General features: G+C 35.6%; 20 protein-coding genes. 9 read left to right on the top strand and 11 right to left on the bottom strand.

Annotation, left to right across the window (positions count from 1 at the left end; translation table 11 throughout):
* The first annotated feature begins 43 nt into the window (after positions 1-43).
* On the top strand, positions 44-643 hold the full coding sequence (gene rpsB / locus AOG54_RS08020) for a 30S ribosomal protein S2 (RefSeq protein ID WP_369796406.1): 600 nt from the start codon (positions 44-46) through the stop codon (positions 641-643).
* Here rpsB and AOG54_RS08015 read toward each other — a convergent pair.
* Positions 640-1,506 carry a hypothetical protein gene (locus tag AOG54_RS08015; protein ID WP_048101982.1) on the bottom strand — a complete coding sequence of 289 codons (867 nt, stop codon included), beginning with the start codon at positions 1,504-1,506 and terminating at the stop codon, positions 640-642. The two genes, rpsB and AOG54_RS08015, sit on opposite strands and share 4 nt — an antisense overlap.
* 9 nt (positions 1,507-1,515) lie before the next feature.
* Positions 1,516-2,013, bottom strand: coding sequence for a GTPase domain-containing protein (locus tag AOG54_RS08010; RefSeq protein ID WP_048101981.1), 498 nt, complete (start codon positions 2,011-2,013; stop codon positions 1,516-1,518).
* Between the two features lie 89 nt (positions 2,014-2,102).
* On the opposite strand from AOG54_RS08010, the gene AOG54_RS08005 reads away from it, so the two are divergent.
* The 6 genes from AOG54_RS08005 to AOG54_RS07980 all read left to right on the top strand — a co-directional run bounded on the left by AOG54_RS08005 (position 2,103) and on the right by AOG54_RS07980 (position 8,192).
* Positions 2,103-3,302 (top strand): aminotransferase-like domain-containing protein, encoded by a 1,200-nt coding sequence (locus AOG54_RS08005; protein ID WP_048101980.1) that lies wholly within the window; start codon positions 2,103-2,105, stop codon positions 3,300-3,302.
* Between the two features lie 77 nt (positions 3,303-3,379).
* Positions 3,380-4,366 carry a pantetheine-phosphate adenylyltransferase gene (locus AOG54_RS08000; RefSeq protein ID WP_048101979.1) on the top strand — a complete coding sequence of 329 codons (987 nt, stop codon included), beginning with the start codon at positions 3,380-3,382 and terminating at the stop codon, positions 4,364-4,366.
* A 161-nt stretch (positions 4,367-4,527) separates the two neighbouring features.
* Positions 4,528-5,589 carry a DUF763 domain-containing protein gene (locus AOG54_RS07995; protein ID WP_048101978.1) on the top strand — a complete coding sequence of 354 codons (1,062 nt, stop codon included), beginning with the start codon at positions 4,528-4,530 and terminating at the stop codon, positions 5,587-5,589.
* 86 nt (positions 5,590-5,675) lie between these two features.
* The gene (gene metG, locus AOG54_RS07990; protein ID WP_054964559.1) at positions 5,676-7,322 is read left to right on the top strand and encodes a methionine--tRNA ligase; all 1,647 of its coding nucleotides are present in this window, start codon (positions 5,676-5,678) and stop codon (positions 7,320-7,322) included.
* 85 nt (positions 7,323-7,407) lie between these two features.
* Positions 7,408-7,581, top strand: coding sequence for a DNA-directed RNA polymerase subunit K (locus AOG54_RS07985; protein WP_048101976.1), 174 nt, complete (start codon positions 7,408-7,410; stop codon positions 7,579-7,581).
* Positions 7,582-7,658: 77 nt separating this feature from the next.
* Positions 7,659-8,192 (top strand): cob(I)yrinic acid a,c-diamide adenosyltransferase, encoded by a 534-nt coding sequence (locus AOG54_RS07980; protein WP_048101975.1) that lies wholly within the window; start codon positions 7,659-7,661, stop codon positions 8,190-8,192.
* Positions 8,193-8,237: 45 nt separating this feature from the next.
* Here the strand turns inward: AOG54_RS07980 and lipB are convergent, their stop codons facing one another.
* Genes lipB through AOG54_RS07940 form a run of 8 tightly spaced genes read right to left on the bottom strand, consistent with a single transcriptional unit; the run spans position 8,238 to position 16,670 of the window.
* Positions 8,238-8,876, bottom strand: coding sequence for a lipoyl(octanoyl) transferase LipB (lipB, locus tag AOG54_RS07975; protein ID WP_231563435.1), 639 nt, complete (start codon positions 8,874-8,876; stop codon positions 8,238-8,240).
* Entirely contained in the window at positions 8,869-10,155 is a 1,287-nt protein-coding gene (gene lpdA, locus AOG54_RS07970) for a dihydrolipoyl dehydrogenase (RefSeq protein WP_055032592.1), read from the bottom strand. The genes lipB and lpdA overlap by 8 nt, the downstream gene beginning before the upstream one ends.
* 2 nt (positions 10,156-10,157) lie before the next feature.
* Positions 10,158-11,327: a dihydrolipoamide acetyltransferase family protein gene (locus AOG54_RS07965; protein ID WP_048101972.1), complete on the bottom strand. Its 1,170-nt coding sequence runs from the start codon at positions 11,325-11,327 to the stop codon at positions 10,158-10,160.
* A 4-nt stretch (positions 11,328-11,331) separates the two neighbouring features.
* Positions 11,332-12,300, bottom strand: coding sequence for an alpha-ketoacid dehydrogenase subunit beta (locus tag AOG54_RS07960; RefSeq protein ID WP_052656812.1), 969 nt, complete (start codon positions 12,298-12,300; stop codon positions 11,332-11,334).
* Positions 12,297-13,328 (bottom strand): thiamine pyrophosphate-dependent dehydrogenase E1 component subunit alpha, encoded by a 1,032-nt coding sequence (locus tag AOG54_RS07955; protein WP_048102175.1) that lies wholly within the window; start codon positions 13,326-13,328, stop codon positions 12,297-12,299. The genes AOG54_RS07960 and AOG54_RS07955 overlap by 4 nt, the downstream gene beginning before the upstream one ends.
* Positions 13,321-14,190, bottom strand: a complete 870-nt coding sequence (lipA, locus tag AOG54_RS07950) for a lipoyl synthase (RefSeq protein WP_054964168.1) — start codon at positions 14,188-14,190, stop codon at positions 13,321-13,323. The genes AOG54_RS07955 and lipA overlap by 8 nt, the downstream gene beginning before the upstream one ends.
* A gap of 53 nt (positions 14,191-14,243) precedes the next feature.
* Positions 14,244-15,239: a dihydropteroate synthase gene (gene folP, locus AOG54_RS07945; protein ID WP_048101971.1), complete on the bottom strand. Its 996-nt coding sequence runs from the start codon at positions 15,237-15,239 to the stop codon at positions 14,244-14,246.
* A 30-nt stretch (positions 15,240-15,269) separates the two neighbouring features.
* A complete protein-coding gene (locus AOG54_RS07940) occupies positions 15,270-16,670 on the bottom strand; it encodes an MFS transporter (RefSeq protein ID WP_048101970.1) in 1,401 nt (466 codons plus the stop codon).
* 183 nt (positions 16,671-16,853) lie between these two features.
* Between AOG54_RS07940 and AOG54_RS07935 the strand changes: the two genes are divergently transcribed.
* Both AOG54_RS07935 and AOG54_RS07930 read left to right on the top strand, forming a co-directional pair.
* Complete coding sequence (locus AOG54_RS07935; RefSeq protein ID WP_156150332.1) at positions 16,854-17,273, top strand: DUF6015 family protein; 420 nt, start codon at positions 16,854-16,856, stop codon at positions 17,271-17,273.
* 27 nt (positions 17,274-17,300) lie between these two features.
* Complete coding sequence (locus tag AOG54_RS07930) at positions 17,301-19,070, top strand: ribosome biogenesis/translation initiation ATPase RLI (RefSeq protein ID WP_048101969.1); 1,770 nt, start codon at positions 17,301-17,303, stop codon at positions 19,068-19,070.
* A 17-nt stretch (positions 19,071-19,087) separates the two neighbouring features.
* Here the strand turns inward: AOG54_RS07930 and AOG54_RS07925 are convergent.
* A partial coding sequence (locus tag AOG54_RS07925) for an acetate--CoA ligase family protein (protein ID WP_201779331.1) occupies positions 19,088-19,755 on the bottom strand: 668 nt, incomplete at its 5' end.

Raw genomic sequence — 19,755 nt, 5'->3', positions numbered from 1 at the left:
TATAATAATTTATAATCATAGATAAAATAGGTAGATTTACATGATGGAAGAACAATTACTGATACCAGAAGAAGAATACCAGAAATCTGGTGTCCATATTGGTACACAGATCAAATCAAAGGATATGGATAAATATATATTTAAAATTAGGAACGATGGTTTATACATATTAAATATTAAAAAGACAAATCATGCAATAATAGAAGCAGGAAAAATGCTGGCAAGATACAAACCAGAGGATATCCTTGTTGTGGCCCAGAGACAGTATGCATTCAGACCGGTTGCTAAATTTTCTGAAATAGTTGGGTCAAACTCCATAATAGGCAGGTTTATACCCGGAACATTAACCAATCCGATGCTCAAATCATATTCAAGCGCCAAGGTAATAGTGATAACAGACCCGCTTGCCGATACACAGGCAATGAAGGAGGCAATTAAAATAGGAATACCCATAATAGCACTCTGCGATGCCAACAATAAAACCGACTTTGTTGATTTAATAATTCCAACAAACAATAAGGGAAGGATGTCTCTTGCCCTGATATACTGGCTTCTTGCAAGGGAGGTTTTAAAGGATCGCGGCGACATAAAAACATATGACGACATGCAGGCAAAAATAGATGATTTTGAGGTCCAGATTTAAATATCTTTTATCCTTTTCATTTCTATATATTTTATTTCATTGTTTATAAAGCCGGCAAAAACCATTGATTTTCTAACACTTACTGATAACCTAACAGCCCTGCTAATTTTATACCATTCTTCTTTATCTATTAAACCAATTAAATATTCGGCATGCATATCCATGGATTCAGAATAAATCCTAAAGTGTTCTCCATATTTAAATCCACTTTTTACAATAAAATTTCTTTTAATTAAATCAGCATATAGTTTTTCCTCAGGTGTCATAATTTTATTTTCAACAAATCTTCTTTCAAAGTTGTTTAATATGTTTAAAGAATAAAATTTTTCCCCGAACCATTCAGGGGTGTTTAATGAATAATATATGCTGCCTGCATTTTTAATGCATATTTTTTCAGGCATATTCTCAGCCATCCCCATGGGGTCTATATGTTCTGTCATATGATATGTGATGCTATGGTCCTCATCAAGAGTAATAAATATTCCCGGAGTTTCATTGTATAGTTCCTCAAATGATACAATATCTGTTTCCCTTTTTAAAATTACAAAATTTGTATAATCCGATTTTTTTGTCTTTTTATAATAAAATTTATTTCCATTTCTTTTTATGTAAAATCCCTTATTCTTTAATATTTCATATACAATGTATATGTATATATCATCTGTAAAGATATTATTTAGAAAAAAATCCAGGTCATTACCATTTAATGATTCAATTTTACCCTTTAAAAACAGGTATAAGGCCTCACATGGATCTAGAAAAAAATCTCCATTTAAGAATTTGCCTATATGATACTTGTTTATAATCTGGGATATACTTATATTTCTTAATTTAAACTCAAATTTCCCACAAAAAATTCCCATTTTTGCATATCACTTATTTTTATTATAAATTTTGTTAAATGTTTTTTCTATAAGTTCAGACAGGATTGGGGAAAAATCCTCCTTTGTATTGTATAAATAATATGATACACCATAGCTTCTGTAGAATTTATCAAGTTCCGGAATCCAGAATTGGGATATATACCTTAAATCAGACTTCATTGCAACCAGGAATATCTCAGAATCTGAAAACAGCTTTACAAAATCTCCAGCCATTTTTAGACTATTTGCATCTGTTATATCCACAGTTAACAAAATAAAAGTGGATTTTGATATAAATTTATCAGATTTTAATTCAAGTGGCGTTTCATAAAAAAGGAGGTCTATATCATATTCATCATCATTTATCCTGCCCTGCACCTTTTTTCTTATAAAACCTTTGGGTGCCACAGGTTTATCAGAGTTATAAACAGCTGCAGATATTAGTGAACTTTTACCCGAATTTTTTGCTCCTGTAACCGTGACCTTCCAAATTGCCTTTTGAACCATTGGCTTTTAATTAATAACCATTATAAAATATTTTTTTATTTTCTTATTCCCATAATAAAAATTTATATATCGTCTTAATATAATTAGCCATGAGTTTTGAATTTTCTGATAACTTAAGGAAGATGAAATCCTCTGAAATTAGGTCTCTATTGAAGTATGTGACCATGCCCGGTATGATATCGTTTGGTGGGGGTCTTCCAAATCCGGAAACTTTCCCCTCCGCAGAACTTAAGGAAATTATGGATGATGTTATAGAGAATTATGCATCCCAGGCTCTGCAGTACGGACAGACAGACGGATTACAGCTGTTAAAAAATGAGATAAGGAAATTTCTAGATAGGGACGAAAATATAAAAACAGATACAGATAACATAATGGTCACCACCGGTTCACAGCAATCACTTTATGCCCTGTCAAAAATATTTGCAAATCCTGGAGATTATGTTATTACAGAGGCACCAACATACGTTGGGATGATATCATCACTAAATGCCAATCTTGTTAACTCAGTATCTGTAAAAATGGACTCAAATGGTATGATTATTGAAGAACTTGAAAAACAGCTTGAATATCTAAAATCCATTGGAAAGAAACCAAAGTTCATATACACAATACCCACATTTCAAAACCCTGCAGGATATACAATGACTCTTGATAGGAGAAAACAGCTTTTGGAGATAGCATACGAAAATAATATACCGGTCATAGAGGATAATCCATATGGTGATTTAAGATATTCTGGAACAAAAATTCCCACATTAAAAAGCCTTGATGACCATGATATTGTTACATATCTTGGCACATTCTCAAAGGTGATGTCACCCGGATTAAGAACCGGTTATACAGTATCACAGCCTGAGGTCCTATCAAGATACAATATACTTAAGCAGGCCCTTGATCTGGCAAGTGATTCGTTATCCCAGTACATAGCATATGAGTATCTTAACAGGGGAATAATATATAAGCAGATACCAAAAACCATAGAACTCTATAAAAAGAAGAGGGATATAATGCTGGAATCACTTGATGAACATGTAAAGGACGCTGTCTGGTCAAAGCCTGATGGTGGAATGTTCCTATGGTTAAAACTTAACCATAATATAGATACATCAAAAATGCTTGAAAGGGCACTAAAAAATAAGGTTGCATATATTACAGGTTCTGCATTTTATCAAAACAATCCAGAAATTAACACCATGAGGCTTAATTTTACATATTCCTCTGATTCTGATATAGTGGAGGGTGTCAGGAGGCTTGCAAAAACTATAGAGGAGGAGGTTAAAAACTGATCTTTAAATTTTAAAATATTGGATGGAGTTAAATGTCACATAGAGATATTTTAATAATGTTTTTTTAATTTCCTTATATGTATACTTTGGTGGGTGGCACCTTTAACCATTTTCATAAGGGCCATGAATTAATGCTCAGAACAGCAATAGATACCGGATGCAGGGTGATTATAGGCCTTACCAGTGATGATTATGTCATTGGAAACAAGGAATTTATAATAAAATATCGAACAAGGCTAAAAAGGCTAAAAAAATTTATGGATAAATATACAGATAATTACGAAATTCATGAACTAAATGATAAATTTGGCGAGACATTAAAAATAAAAGAGGCAAATCTCATTGTTTCTCCGGAAACATATTCAACCGCGATTTATATTAATAATAAACGCAATGAAATGAATATGAGGCCATTAAACATAATTAAGGTGCCCTTTGTTCTGGCAGAGGATTTTTTTCCAATTAGCTCCACAAGAATTGAATATGGTGAAATAACAAGAACAGGCAAGAGGAAAAATCCAATTAAAATCTCAATATCCACAAATAATAGTTTAAAAACAATGGCGCTTAGGGATTTTTTAAATAAATTCATGAAAAATTTTGATGTTATTGAGAATCATGAGTATGAAACCGATACAGATCAGCCATACGGTGACGATACGCCAAGGCTCGCAAGGCTCCGTGCCATGAAGGGTTTAAGGGATAATGATTATTCCATTGGCATAGAATCTGGATTGTTTTATAATAAAATAAACAATGTTTATTATGATTTCCATTACTGTGCTGTAATAGACCGTTATAGCAGAATAACCACAGGCGTAAGCAGTGGATTTGAACTGCCTGAAGATATTGTTGATGTGGTAAGGTCAGGCCTGTCCGTATCCGATGCAATAAAGGAGATATATAATATACCTGATATCGGTAAAAGGGAGGGTATTATAGGTTTAATATCAAATTACAATATAAAAAGGTATGACCTTATAATGGAATCCATTAGAAATGCCTTTATAGTGAGATTCAGGCCGGACCTTTATAATATATTTGATTTTAGATGGATGAAATAAAAATACCAATTTACCAGAGATTAAAAAATCTCATTATATGTTTAAATATAAAAATTATAAAAACAAAAAGAATTTCATTTATTTTTATAAATAAACCTTTCAAAAACTTTTATAAATCGCTATGGAAAATAATATATTGTTAATATTCATATTTATCTATAATGAGAAATAATGGTAGCTCAATAATGCCGCTTCACTATGGCCACCCGCCTGAATACCTTTATAAAAGAATGGTTGAGCTTGGTGGCATAATATCAGATATTATGATAGAAAATTATAGCACAGATTTTTTCCTTGAAAAACTTGCCGATCCATTCTGGTTTCACTCACTTTCACTTGCCATAGGCTTTGACTGGAATTCGAGTGGTACAACCACTGCAACGCTGAGTGCACTTAAGGAATATCTAAATAAAAAGGATGAGGTTAAAATCCTGGGAGGGAAGGGCAGGCATCTAAACTCTATTAGAGAGGAATTTGATAAACTTGAACAGGATGGGAATATTAAATCAGGCATTTTATCTAAGATCCGTGAGGATTCAAGGATTATTGGAAAAATAGACAATAAGGTTCTTCAGGATGGATTTGATCTTTACATGCAGTTTATTATTCTGGATTATAATGGCAATTATGCTGTTATTAACCAGGGCATGAATCAAAAAATTGGTCTGGCCAGGCGCTATCACTGGATTAAAAATAATATCGATTTTTACAGCGATAAAAGGAATGGAATTGCCGGTTTTGAAAATTCAAACATACTTGATCTTTCAACGTCAAAAAGTGAGCAGAATAGGAAGGATATTATTTCATTGATTAAGGAGAATCCAGTTAACTATATGAGACAGAGAACACTTGATAATTACATGGAATCACGCCCCGTTCTTGATTTAAATTTTAAGATAAACTGGGAAAAAATGAAGATGCTTTATGAATACAATCCTGATAACTTTGGAGAACTAATAAACATAAAAGGGGTGGATAAATCCACCATTAGGGCTCTGTCATATCTTGCTGAACTTGTATATGGCGATAAACCCTCATTTACAGATCCTGTTAAGTTCTCATTCTGTCTGGGCGGTAAGGATGGAGTCCCAAAGCCTGTTAACATACATGATTATGATATTGCCATTGATTTTTATAAACAGATATTAAATGGAAATACATACTATAAAAACGTATCAAGAAATCTTGCAAAAATGAGCTTTGCTAGGTCAGGAAAAATATAATTCATGCACATAAATTTTTTAAAAATATAAATACGCTGCATTTTTTATTAATAAAAAGTTAAATTTCATTTTATTATATAGTTGCAATGAATGAACAAAAAATTATGGTTAACTGTGCATTACCCTATGCCAACGGGCCACTGCATCTCGGACATCTGGCAGGTGCATATCTTGGTGCGGATATATTTGTACGTTTCAGCAGGTTATCGGGTACAGAGGTAATGTTCATATCTGGCAGTGATGAATACGGCACTCCCATTACAATAACAGCCGAAAAAAATAATAAAAGACCACAGGAAATAGCAGATAAATATCATTCAGAACATATGGAAACATTCAGAAATGTTGATATTATCTTCGATAAATTTACAAGAACAACAGACGCTGAACATGTTAAGGACGTTGATGAATTTTTTATGAACCTTCTGGAGAAGGGATTTCTTGAAAAAAGATATATGGTATCACCATACTGCAGAAAATCAAATAGGTTTATGCCGGACAGGTATATAGAGGGAACATGCCCATACTGTGGTTATAAGGAGGCCAGGGGCGACCAGTGTGATAACTGTGGACGTACACTTGACCCAATAGAACTTATTGATCCTGTGTGCAAAATTGGTGGGGAAAGGCCAGAATTCAGGGAAACAGAGCATTATTTTTTAATGCTAAATAAACTTCAGGACTCACTTCTTGAATACCTTGGTACCAAGGATTTTTGGAAACCAAATGTGTTAAAATATACAAAGAATTTTGTAAGTGATGGTCTCAAGCCACGGGCAATTACAAGGGATCTTGACTGGGGTGTCCCAATACCAATAAATGGTTATGAACATAAAAAAATATATGTCTGGTTTGAGGCTTTAATAGGCTATATCACAGGTGCAAGGGAATATTCCACGGAAATTGGCAACCCTGAATACTGGAAATCATTCTGGCTTGATAAGAATATAAAATCATATTATTTTATTGGCAAGGATAACATACCATTTCATACAATTATCTGGCCTGCAATGCTAATAGCCCATGGAGATTATAATCTACCTTATAATGTTCCGGCAAATGAGTATCTCAGATTCCAGGGTGAACAGTTTTCTAAAAGCAGGGGCATAGGTTTTACTGTAAATGAAATTTTAAAGATAGCGGATAAAAACTCATTAAGATATTATATGGCATCAATACTCCCTGAAACAGGGGATTCTGATTTTTCCATGAGGGAATTTCAGGACAAGGTTAATTCGGAACTGGTGGACAAGTTTGGCAATTATATTTACAGGCTTATAAGCTTTATTGATAAAAATAAGTTAAGCATACATAAACCTGAAAAGTTATCCGGGGAAAATAAAAAAATCCTTGATATGTTTAAGGAAAAATTTGATCAGTACAGCCAGGAGTTATATGAAATACATATAAAGAGGGGCCTTCAAATATGGCTTGAACTGGTTATATCCGCAAATCAGTATTTTAATAACGCGCAGCCATGGAAGATAATAAAAGAGAATAAGGAGGAATGCAATGATATACTTTATACATCATTAAAGATCGCACAGTACCTCATATTAATGATTTATCCATATGTCCCAACGGGTGCCTCTGAGGTTTGGTCAATGATAAATAATACAGTGAAAATAGAGGGCAGTACATTTGAAAAATTACTTTCAATAGATGAATTTGCAATAAAAAAACAGAATCCACCATTTACAAAACTTGATTTTGGCGAGGTTATTAACAATTAATTTATAAAAATAATATATATTTATCATAATATTCGAAACATTTATGTAATATTATTTAATACAGTTTATGCTTTAAATGATTTTTATGATGTTGACAAAATTTGAAAAGGCGAGAATAATTGGTGCCAGGGCATTGCAAATTGCAATGGGTGCACCTGTGATTATAGATATTTCCCCTGACATCATTGATCCCATTGAAATTGCAATGTGTGAATTTAATAACAATGTTATACCAATTACCATAAAAAGAAAAGAATAAAAAATATTATTATTTATATATATTTTTGTCAAAATTAAAACTAAAAAATATTAAATCTGTGCATATTATATGCTATTATGTTTACAAGACGTGGCGATTCCGGGGAAACCGATACCGGCCTGAGAATAAGGGTTGGTAAGGATTCCCCCATGGTGGACCTCGAGGGAACCCTTGATGAATTAAACACATTTGTTGGTTTTGCCCTCATAAATTCAAAATGGGAAGACATAAAAAATGATCTAAAAAAAATTCAGAACGACATCTTTGTTATTGGTGAGGATATAACTGCAGAAAGCACCCACAGAACAATTAAGGATGAGGATGTAAGGTGGCTTGAGGAATCTGTGAAAAAATACCGTGAAGAAATTGGTAAAATACACCTTTTTATTGTTCCAGATGGTGATATTTCCGCAGTTTCACTTCATATGGCAAGGGCCGTTGCCAGAAGAACAGAAAGGCTTGCAGTATATGTATCCAAGAAAATGCAGGTAAATAAATATATTTTAATTTATTTAAACAGACTTTCATCACTTCTTTTTATGCATGCACTTGCATCGAACAAAAGGCTTGGCATTGAGGAGAGAATTTGGGATATTAAAAGAACCTCATAGAAATATTATATATAAATTATTTCTTAAATGTAGACCTTATGGCTTTTATAATAATTTGATGTCGTCTATATTTATTTTCTGGAATTCCCCAAAGTAGTCAGCCAGTGACGAAACTATTGCCTCTATGGCCTTATCTCTTGGTATATCAACATAGGACATAACGCTGTTATCAAGTCCACAGGGGTTTATTAGATTAAAGCCATTGACAGCCTCCTGTCCTATATTTAGGGCAATACCGTGATATGAAATATTATCTTTTACTGCGAGTCCAATTGAGGCAACCTTCTTTTTTCCCTTTTCAGTTTCTATCCATATACCGGGCTCCTCATCCAGCATGGCCGAATACCCAAAGGAACCCAGCATCTTAATGTATGCATTTTCAATATTTTCAAGGAATTTCCTGATTTCCCTCCTGCCATCAATATTTACATCGAAGATAAAATAATTTACTATCTGGCCGGGGCCATGATATGTAACATCGCCACCCCTGTCAGTTTTATATACATTAACATTTTCATAGTTTTTTGGGTCTGCCTTTCTTCCTATGGTGTATATGCTGTTATGCTCAACAAAAAGTGCGGTATTTGGTATTTTATCATTTTTTCTTAATTCCACAAGGTGGTACTGTAATCGAAGGCATTTCTCATAATCCATGCGTTTTAAATCAATATAATAATTAATCATTTTCGCATGCATCCTTAATGCCCTCAGATACCGTGGGATGGGGATGTACGGTCATAAACATATCATCCAGTGTTAAACCAGATTCAACGGCCAGCCCAATTTCAGCTATAATCTCTGAGGATCTTGGCGCTGCGATACCCGCACCACTTATTGTCCCATCATCATTGTAATATACCCTAAAGAAGCCATCCTGCTGGTTCATTGTCAGTGTTCTGGGATTTGCCATGGCAGGTATCTGCTTATATTTATCTGTTGTTTTACCTGTAAATGCTATTTCCGGGTCTGTATAAACCACCATTGGCATGGATTTATAATCCACCACTGTATCATTGCCAAGAATATTTTCAGATGCAACATAGGCATCATAAAATGCCTTATGTGCAAGCATGGGCATTCCTGAAACATCGCCTATGGCATAAACATTATCCACACTTGTTCTTTTATGCTGGTCCGTTTTTATAAACCGCCCATCCATTTCAAGATTGAGGTTTTCTAGGCCATATCCCTGTGTATTTGGCATTCTGCCAACGGCCATTAAAACGGTTTCCGCAATTATATCGCCGGAATTTTCTATTTTTACAGTATAATTCTTGTTCTTTTTCACACCAAGAACCCTGCTACTGGTTAAAATTTTTATTCCAAGATCTCTGAGCCTTTTATCAACTGCCCTAGAAAGATATTCATCAACCTCAGGAAGTATCCTATCCTTCATTTCAACAATATATACATCAGAACCAAGTTTCCTGAATGCCGTACCCATCTCAATGCCTATATAACCGCCACCAATAACAACAAGTGTTTCTGGTATATGGTCTATTGCGAGAATTTCACGGTTATAATAAACATCATCTATACCTTTTATTTTTACAGGTACAGAACCGGTATCAAGAATTAAATAATCTGCAGTATAATTTTTACCATCTACATTAACCGTATTTTTATTGACTATTTTTCCCTCCCCGTAAAGCACAGTGGCGCCGCTGGCCTTGCATGCACCCTCAGCACCGCCTGTAATTTTCTTTATCATTGAATCTTTCCATGCCTGCCAGTCCTTCATGTTGAGTTTATAATCAAGGGTCATGCCAGGCATATTTTTTAGGTAAAATATATTTTCAGAGAGTTCTATTAATGCCTTTGATGGTATGCACCCATAGTTTAGGCATTCACCACCGAATTTCTCTTTCTCAATAATAAGAACCTTTTTCTTTTTTTTGGCCAGATGCAGGGCAGCAAGATAACCACCTGCACCTGCACCAAGAATTATTACCTCATAATCCATTTTTAATCACCAATAAATGCCATGGGGTGCTCAAGTATTTCCTTTACCCTCTGAAGATATCTGGCCGCCTCAGCACCGTCGATTAACCTGTGATCACATGCCAGGGTTAGATACAGACCTGTTTTCATTTCATTGTTGATTATTGCTGTTGTTCTGGAGTTTACTGCAAGTATGGCAACCTCCGGATAATTTATTACAGGTGTTGACATAATACCGCCTATTGCACCTATATTGGTTATTGAAAATGTGGAACCACGCACCTCATCCAGTGTAAGTGTATTATTTCTGGCCTTTTCAGCAAGGTCCTTAATTTCCTTTGAGATTGTAAACAAATCCTTTTTATCGGCATCCTTTATCACCACAACAGTTAAACCATACGGTGAGTCCACAGCAACACCTATATTGTATGCCTTTTTAATGGTATAATTTTTGTCATTCTCATTGTATATGGCATTTAATTTTGGAAAATCCTTAAATGCAATGGTGCATGCCTTAACAAAGAATGACGTAAAACTCAGATACTCCTTTTTTGCATAATATTCTATGGTTTTTTGTATTTCCTGGGTTTCCACAAAATCAGTTACAGTGAAATGTGGCATTATCTGTTTTGATTTTGTCATTTTATCAAAAATTACCTTTCTGATGCCACTTACATTGAAAATTTCATCACCTGCAGCAGGATTTTCCGGTTTTTTTACCTCTGTTTTCTGCGCAGTGGTATTTTTAAGGTATGCGTCAATATCGTCCTTTGTTATTCTGCCATCAGGACCGGTTGGTTTTACCTTTAATATATCAACATTTTTTGACCTGGCATAGGCCCTTACAGATGGTGTGGCCTTCACAGACGGTATGTTCTCATTATTAACAGAGTATACCTGTTCAGTTTTTGGCTGTTCCTCCACTGGTTTATTCTCCGTGGTTACCTCATTTGATTCATCCGGTGAATCTATCTGGACTATCGGATCACCGATATTTACTGTTTTGCCCTCTGGAACCAGAATTTTTGAAATCTTTCCTGATACCGGGGCAGGTATTCTCACAGTAATCTTATCAGTCATAACCTCAACAATGTCCTGATCCTTTTTTATGGTATCTCCTTCCTTAACATCCCATTTTACTATTTCTCCTTCCTGTATCCCCTCGCCGATTGGTGGTAATTTTAATGTATACATAACATCACCTGTATTGCAAAACTTTATTTATTGCTTTCATTATTTTTTGCTCATTTGGCACATAATAATCCTCAAGCGCGAATGGCACAGGTATATCAAGGCTTGAAACTCTTAATATTGGTGCTGCAAGATAATCAATTGCCCTTTCCGCTATGGTTGCAGAAATTTCAGCACTTACGCCAAATAACCTTGGGGATTCTGTAACTATAACCGCCCTTGAGGTTTTTTTCACACTATTTAAAATGGCATCAACATCAAAGGGGTTTATTGTTCTTAAATCAATAACATCCGCATTTACATTGTTCTTGTTTACAGTATCCATGACAAGCGGAACTGTTGGTCCATATGTTATAATTGTAAGGTCATCACCCTCCTTTAAAATATTAGCCTTTCTTAGGTCAACTGTATAGTAATCGTCCGGGACATCCCCCTTTGTTGCATAATAAAGCCTTTTAGGCTCCAAAAATATAACCGGATCATTAAGCTCTATCGATGATAATAATAAACCCTTGGCGTCATATGGATTTGATGGTGTTACAACAGTTAAACCCTGCGTGTGGGCAAAGTATGCCTCTCCAGCCTGTGAATGGTAGGGCCCGCCGTGAACACCCCCAGCGTAGGGTGTTCTAAGAACCATTGGAAGTGTGTAATCTCCATTGGTTCTGTACCTTAGCTTTGCCATCTGGTTTATTATCTGATCCATTGCTGTGTATATAAAATCCTGAAACTGTATTTCAGGTATTGCCTTTAGGCCGGCCATGGACATTCCAATTCCAAACCCAACTATTCCTAGTTCTGCAAGTGGTGTATCCAGAACCCTTTCCTTTCCATATTTTGCCAGAAGCCCATCAGTTACCCTGAAGACACCGCCATCTACGCCAACATCCTCTCCCATTAAAATTATTGAATCATCCCTTTCCATTGCATTGTCAAGCGCACTGTTAAGTGCCTTTACCATTGTCATTGTGGTCATTCTATATCACCCCTTTCCTCAGTTATATACCATGGGTCTGTTTCATATAAATTATCCAGTATTGTTTTTTTATCAGGTTTTGGTGCTTTTTCATATTTGTCTACAAGTTTGCTTGTCAAATCATCAATTTCATTGTTTATATCCTGAATTTTCTTCTCCGTGAGAATACCCATGTCCTTCAATATTTTCTGGTTTACAATAAGAGGATCCTTATCACTCCCCTCTGGAACCTCGTCCTTTCTGTATTTATTGGGATCATCAGCAGTGGAGTGCGGCCCCATTCTGTATGTCATTGCCTCTATCAGCACTGGCCCATTGGAAGCATTTTCAAGCGCCTTTCTTGTTTGCTTATAAACCTCCAAAAAGCTTGTGCCGTCAATTCTTATGCCCTCAAAACCATAGGCCTCCGCCTTTTTATATATTGGGCCTCTTGTCTCCTCGTATGCATCTGACTGCCCCTCCTCATTTGGATATGTTGGCACAGATATTGCAAATCCATTATTTTCACACAAAAATACCATAGGAAGGTCATAAACACCTGCAAAGTTCATTGCAACATGGAAATCTGGTGTTGATGTTGCCCCATCTCCAAAGGTTGTCAATACCGCTCCATCAGACTTTCTATATTTCTTTGCATATGCAATTCCGGCAGCCGACATGAGGTGTCCTGCCACGGGTGTTATTACAGCCCCTATATTGTATTTTTTAAATGAGACATGATCCGGCATATCCCTGCCAAGCTCATTATCTGATGCATTGGAAAAAACCTGGGACATTATCATATCCATGGGAATTCCAAGCTGGACCAGTGCACCAAAATCCCTGTAGTATGGATAAAAATAATCAATATTCCTCAATGCAAGGCCAATACCAATATGTATGGCCTCATGCCCCATCAGTGGTATGTAAAACGGCAAAAACCCCTGCCTGCTTGCATTTAGCATCTTTTTATCCAGCATTCTTTCCATTACAAGATTCCTGTAAGCCTCCAACACCTTTTCATTACTAATATCTGCCTCTTCAATCATAATTTCCACCTCCATTCAGCATTCCCTTTACGTACGCCTCCGCTGCCCTGTAGGATGTTCTTACCAACGGGCCTGAGGCAACGTAATCAAAACCCATTTTATATCCACTTTCCTCGAAATATTTAAATCTCTCAATTGGGGAATATTCCACTACCTCGAGCTGTTTTTTTGTTGGCCTTAGATACTGCCCCACAGTTAAAATGTTAACGCCCGCATTCCTAAGATCCTTCATGGCCTCAATGACCTCCTCATCAGTCTCTCCAAGTCCAATCATTATTGATGACTTTGTAATCATCTTTTTATTAACGGATTTAACATATTTAAGAACGTTTAGGCTCTGATCGTACCCGGCCCTTGGGTCCCTTACGTGTGGCGTAAGCCTGCGTACTGTCTCTATATTATGTGCAATGACGTCAGGGGCGGCATTTATTATTTTATCAATAAACTCATGGATTCCGCTAAAATCTGGTATTAAAACCTCTATTTTAACATTAGCTGTTTTAAGTTTAGATATTACATTGGCAAAAGCCTGTGACCCCTTATCTGGAAGGTCATCACGGTCAACAGAGGTAATGACAACAAAATCCAGCCTCATTAATTTTACAGCCTCATAAACCTTCTGTGGTTCATCTGGATCAATTGGTAGCATTTTTCCATGGGTAACCGCACAGAATCTGCACCCACGCGAGCAGTTAGACCCAAGAATCATAAAAGTTGCTGTACCACTCTCCCAGCATTCCCCCATATTTGGACAGTGTGCCTCCTCACATACTGTATACAGTGTACGTGATTTTAATGTATTTTTTATAAATGAATATCTCTCGCCAGAAGGCAGTTTCACACTGTACGGTACCTTAATCATTATATGATTAATCGCAGAAATATATTTAAACTATACGTAAAAAACAAAGAAAATTATTCGTCGATGGACGTTAATTTTCTGAATACATTTATTGCATCCCTGTTCTGGGCAGGGTCATGAACCCTAAGTATATCAACCCCATTCTCACTCAAATAAATTGATGTTCCTATTGTTCCACCCAGTCTATCATTAACATCAGATCCGGTTAATGTGCCTATGAATCTTTTTCTTGATGTGCCAAACAGTGTGTCAAAGCCAAGAAAGAAAGACCATGGAGACCTTAATATGGTAATATTTCCATTGGTATCCTTGGAAAAACCTATGCCAGGGTCCACTATTATATTCTCTGGTTTTATGCCAAATTTTAACATTTTATTTATCCTGGAATAAAAAAAATTATTTATCTCAAATATAATGTCATCGTATTCAGTAAAGTTCTGCATTGTCTGTGGTGTGCCTATCATGTGCATTACAATAGCCCTAACATTATAATCGCATGCAATTTTTATCATTCTTTCATCAGAGAAACCTGATATATCATTTATATAATCTATATCCATGCTAATAACAGCCTTTATTGTATCATAATTTCTTGAATCAATTGATACAGGTATGTTTGATACAGATTTTATGTAATCAATAACAGGTCTTATTCTTTCAGTCTCAATATCTGGTGGCACAGGAAGACTGCCCGGCCTTGTACTTTCACCCCCTATATCAATTATATCAGGTTTTTCATCAAGCATTGAATCTATTCTGCTCTTATCCAGAATCCTTGAACCGGCATAAAAAGAATCCGGGGTTGCATTTAAAATCCCCATAATCACTGTTTTTTTATTATCAATCTTATTTACCATATTTTCAGAAATTTTATCCTCATAGCCAGAAAATATCTTATTTTCTTCCAGAAAGTCCTTTATAAAAGACCTGTCCATTTTTGCATATAATTTATTAAATCTTTTTCCATTGATAACAGTATTTCCAGCGGAATCCTCTGTAAAAATTTCAACACTTCTTTTATTATTCCTTGACGGAAATAAAATATTCATAATGCATTATGCTAAAAAACCTTAAAAATTTTAAGTTTGATTCATGTATCTGTTTTCTCCAGATGATTCACGCAATGTTTTACCCTTTGTTTCTGGCAAAAGAAAAACTGTCATGGCACAGCCCAAAATTGCAAGGACTGAGAGTATCCACATTAAGAAGCTTAAATTTGTAAACGCAAGTATTAATGTATCTGCAAATGTTCCTATGAAGGCGCCTGTTTTACCACCTGCTGCAGAAATGCCAGTACCGAAACCCCTTGTTGATATTGGAAAAACCTCTGGTGGGTAGACAAACGTTGTTACATTTGGCCCAAACATAATAAAAAAGTAGCTAATGCCATAAATCATTAAAAAATAATAAACATAGGCTGCGCTTATTATCCCTGGAAACAATGCTATGATACCAAATGAAATTGCCATCATTAAAAATCCTGTAATCTGTATTTTTTTTCTGCCAATTTTATCGAGTGTAAAAACAGCCACCCAGTATCCAGGAAAGGCTGCTATCCCGAATATTAACGCTGAATATTTATTTGTTAGTATAATTGCATTAATTCCGTTTAAACCGCTTGGAACAAGGAATGATAAAATGCTATTTGACATAATTGAGTTTCCATAAAATGCCCAGTCCATTAAAAACCATGTCCCTGCAGTGCCTATTAATGTTATAAGAAATTTTTTATCCTTAAATAAATCATACCATTTTGCATTTACCTTTTCTGCTCTTTTAGATTGGGCATCTATTCCCGTGTAGCTCCTTAAATTTTTTTCTGCAGTTTTAATATCGCCACGAACGTCTGCAGTATACCTTGGGGGCTCAGGCATGGTTCTTCTGAAATATATGACAAGCATGGCAGGTATACCCCCGATGGCCAGCAGTAGCCTCCATGTTAATGATGGGCTTAAACCACTTGTTAAAAACAATATTGAAATTAATGGTCCTGCAAGAAGCCCAAAGCTTTGCATTGAAAATATTGTGCCAACAAATTTGCCCCTGTTTAATGTATTTGAGTATTCTGTCATTATTGTTGAACTGGTTGCATAGTCTCCACCTATGCCCACACCAAGGAGAAATCTCCATAATATAAATACCAGAATGTTGTTGGTTGGTGTTAAAAATGCACTTCCAAGCGCACCAGCTATTAGCATTACCAGCTCAAGCCCATATATCTCCTTTCTACCTAAATAGTCTAGTAGCCTTCCAAATGTAACTGACCCTATAATGGCGGATAATAAAGCGGTGGATGTTATTAATCCCTTATAAAAAATTGATATATTATTCCATCCAGCAAGTGGTAGTATAAGTATAACAACACCAATTATGAAAAGGTCATATGCATCTGTAAAGAATCCAAGACCTGACACAAATAAAACCTTATAATGAAACTTTGAGGATTTTGCATTATCCAAGGCCTCGTCCACAGTAGTCATCTTTGCCACTATTTTCTCTATTTTCCTATTTATTATAAATATAACCTATATATTCTATATAAGATATATAGACAAAATTACATGAATTATAATAAAATTTAAATATAATTTAAGCCATATTTTAATTAATTGAATAACCTTATTATTTAAAATGTAATATGGTATGTTATCAAGGTGATTGAAATGGCGATAAGCGATGTGGAAATAGAAAAGGTAAGGTCCAGAAACTATGTGAAGATAGATGAGCTTGCAAGGGCAATAAGCAACGGTTTAAGCTTGCAGCAGAGAAAGATGGGGTCAGAGGAGGCGCAGTCATCAGCGGAACATATTATTAACTTCTTTGGGTACGGCACCCGGGTTATTGATAATATGCTTGAGCCGGAGGATCGTGATGTCTTCTATACTATGGAGGATCTTGGAATTCTTGAAACAGAAAGAGAAGAAACAACACTTTTTGATGGAAGGGAATGGCGCATTCATTACTGGATTTTGAATGTTAATCGCGTTATAGAACTCTCAGAAATGAATATACAGACAAATAGTGATGATTCAACATTCGATATCTACAATGAAATTCCCGATGAATACTGGAAGGCAAATTAAAATATTAATAATTATTAGGTTAAAAATATGCACATAGCCATTCTAGATAAGGATAAATGCCATCCGAAAAGATGCAATCACGAATGCCAGTATTACTGCCCACCTGTGAGGAATGGAACAAAAACTATAGAATTTCCCGATGCAAATGCACAGCCTGTTATTACAGAATCGCTTTGTATTGGCTGTGGCATATGCGTTAGGAGATGCCCATTTAATGCTATTAAGATAGTCAGCATACCAGATGAACTAAATAAAAATATAGTTCATCAGTACGGTCTGGATTCCTTCAGGCTCTATTCACTGCCATCCCTATCGGCTGGCCGGGTAACAGCACTTCTTGGCCAGAATGCACTTGGCAAGACCACAACCATGAATATTTTATCAGGAATATTGATACCAAACTTTGGTAATTACAATGTTAAGGATAACCGTGATGAGGTTATATCAAGATTCTCCAAAAGTGTGATGGGGCAGTATTTTAAGGATCTGTACAATGGAAATAAAAAGGCAGTGCTGAAAAATCAGTATGTGGATTTAATTCCTAGGGTTGTTTCAGGTACAGTAATAGATATATTAAAAAATAATGATAACGGAAATCTTGATTTTGTTGTATCGGAATTATCAATGGAATCATCACTGCACAGGGATATCAGGGATTTATCAGGTGGTGAACTCCAGAAACTTGCCATAGCAATGGCATTGATGAAGGATGCAGACATATACCTGTTTGACGAACCCTCATCCTATCTGGATATTAATGAAAGAATAAGGATATCTGAAATTATTAGAAAACTGGCTGAAACCAAAATAGTAATGGTTGTGGAACATGATCTTGCACTTCTGGATAAAATTGCAGATCAGATTAATCTGGTATATGGAAGTCCCGGTGCATACGGTGTAATTACAAAAGAAAAATCAACAAATAAGGCAATAAACGCGTTTTTATCAGGTTATTTAAGGGAGGAAAATGTAAGAATAAGACCAACATCAATAGATTTTAATGTAAAATCAAGTAAAAGAACAACAGTTACAACCAAAATAACTTCCTGGACCAACCTTGAAAAAAAATTTGAAAACTTTGAGCTTCATGTTGGGTCAGGATACATAAATAAGGAGGAGATTATCGGTGTACTGGGCCAGAATGCACTTGGCAAGACCACATTTATAAAAATGCTTTCAGGAACAATAAAGCCAGATTCCGGCCAGGTTGAGAACCAGTTAAGGGTGGCATACAAACCACAGTACATATCACCGGATTTTGACGGTACTGTTTATGAACTCTTTTCAACAACCATGAAGGAAAAAATGGAAGACCAGTTCATAAAAAATGAGATAATTGGCCCGCTGGATGTTGAGGAACTATATGATAAAAATGTTAATGATCTCTCTGGAGGTGAATTGCAGAGAACATCGGTTGCACTTACATTATCAACAGATGCTGATATATATCTTATAGACGAACCATCTGCCCATCTGGACTCAGCCTACAGGATGAATGTGGCAAAAATAATAAGGAGGGTTATGGAAAATAATAAAAAAAGTGCAATAGTTGTTGATCATGATATATATTTAATAGACCTAATTTCAGATGCCCTGATTGTTTTCACAGGGCAGCAGGGAATTAAAGGTTGCAGTAAGGGTCCCATGGATATGAGGACAGGCATGAATGAGTTTTTAAAAGGCCTCGGAATAACATTTAGAAGGGATGAGCTTACAAAGCGTCCAAGAATCAATAAACTGAACAGTGCACTTGATAGAGAACAGAAATTAAAGGGGGAATATTATTATTCCCAATAAAATATTATTAAAAATTATTATTCCTGTTTTGAATTTAACAGTATTCTGACATCCACAGCGTAGGCGCCATTCTGATTTACTATCACCGGATTTATATCCATCTCGCTAACATCAAGATCAACTATTAACCTTGATATATTTGTTATTGCCCTGATTAAGGAAAGTCTATCATAGTTTCTTTTTCTGGCAGAAAGCATTTTTGTAACCTTGCTTTCATCCATCATATACATTGCCTCATTTTCTGATACAGGTGCAAGACCGTAGCTTAAATCCTTTAAAACCTCCATGTATATGCCGCCAACACCTGACACCACAGTGTAACCAAAAACAGGGTCCTTAATGCCCCCTATGAATATCTCTGCCCCGGATATCTGTTCCTGAAGCAATACTCTTTTATAGTTAAGCTGTTTAAAAGCCTCATGAAGATTTTCCTTCTGTACATTCATTATAACACCGTTAACATCGGTTTTATGCACCGGCTCATCAGGTGATATCTTCATTACAAGTGGATACCCAACATAATCTGCGGCTGCGTCAAGATCTGACTCATTTTCAACAGTTTTCCATTTTGGTGTTTTAATCCCATAAATTTCCATAAGTTTCATTGCCTCAAAATCTCTAAGATAGTTTTTGCCTGCAACAAGCTTTTTTGCCTCCTCTGGTGGTTCGCTTATCCTAATTTTTT

This window comes from Acidiplasma aeolicum (genome assembly GCF_001402945.1).
Taxonomy (GTDB): Archaea; Thermoplasmatota; Thermoplasmata; order Thermoplasmatales; family Thermoplasmataceae; genus Acidiplasma; species Acidiplasma aeolicum.
This window is presented reverse-complemented; position numbering and strand designations above follow the sequence as displayed.

Bases quoted from the DNA above. Each gene is read 5' to 3' on its own strand.
- rpsB (WP_369796406.1), top strand. From the start codon at position 44: ATGGAAGAACAATTACTGATACCAGAAGAAGAATACCAGAAATCTGGT.
- AOG54_RS08015 (WP_048101982.1), bottom strand. From the start codon at position 1,506: ATGGGAATTTTTTGTGGGAAATTTGAGTTTAAATTAAGAAATATAAGT.
- AOG54_RS08010 (WP_048101981.1), bottom strand. From the start codon at position 2,013: ATGGTTCAAAAGGCAATTTGGAAGGTCACGGTTACAGGAGCAAAAAAT.
- AOG54_RS08005 (WP_048101980.1), top strand. From the start codon at position 2,103: ATGAGTTTTGAATTTTCTGATAACTTAAGGAAGATGAAATCCTCTGAA.
- AOG54_RS08000 (WP_048101979.1), top strand. From the start codon at position 3,380: ATGTATACTTTGGTGGGTGGCACCTTTAACCATTTTCATAAGGGCCAT.
- AOG54_RS07995 (WP_048101978.1), top strand. From the start codon at position 4,528: ATGAGAAATAATGGTAGCTCAATAATGCCGCTTCACTATGGCCACCCG.
- metG (WP_054964559.1), top strand. From the start codon at position 5,676: ATGAATGAACAAAAAATTATGGTTAACTGTGCATTACCCTATGCCAAC.
- AOG54_RS07985 (WP_048101976.1), top strand. From the start codon at position 7,408: ATGATGTTGACAAAATTTGAAAAGGCGAGAATAATTGGTGCCAGGGCA.
- AOG54_RS07980 (WP_048101975.1), top strand. From the start codon at position 7,659: ATGTTTACAAGACGTGGCGATTCCGGGGAAACCGATACCGGCCTGAGA.
- lipB (WP_231563435.1), bottom strand. From the start codon at position 8,876: ATGATTAATTATTATATTGATTTAAAACGCATGGATTATGAGAAATGC.
- lpdA (WP_055032592.1), bottom strand. From the start codon at position 10,155: ATGGATTATGAGGTAATAATTCTTGGTGCAGGTGCAGGTGGTTATCTT.
- AOG54_RS07965 (WP_048101972.1), bottom strand. From the start codon at position 11,327: ATGTATACATTAAAATTACCACCAATCGGCGAGGGGATACAGGAAGGA.
- AOG54_RS07960 (WP_052656812.1), bottom strand. From the start codon at position 12,300: ATGACCACAATGACAATGGTAAAGGCACTTAACAGTGCGCTTGACAAT.
- AOG54_RS07955 (WP_048102175.1), bottom strand. From the start codon at position 13,328: ATGATTGAAGAGGCAGATATTAGTAATGAAAAGGTGTTGGAGGCTTAC.
- lipA (WP_054964168.1), bottom strand. From the start codon at position 14,190: ATGATTAAGGTACCGTACAGTGTGAAACTGCCTTCTGGCGAGAGATAT.
- folP (WP_048101971.1), bottom strand. From the start codon at position 15,239: ATGAATATTTTATTTCCGTCAAGGAATAATAAAAGAAGTGTTGAAATT.
- AOG54_RS07940 (WP_048101970.1), bottom strand. From the start codon at position 16,670: ATGACTACTGTGGACGAGGCCTTGGATAATGCAAAATCCTCAAAGTTT.
- AOG54_RS07935 (WP_156150332.1), top strand. From the start codon at position 16,854: ATGGCGATAAGCGATGTGGAAATAGAAAAGGTAAGGTCCAGAAACTAT.
- AOG54_RS07930 (WP_048101969.1), top strand. From the start codon at position 17,301: ATGCACATAGCCATTCTAGATAAGGATAAATGCCATCCGAAAAGATGC.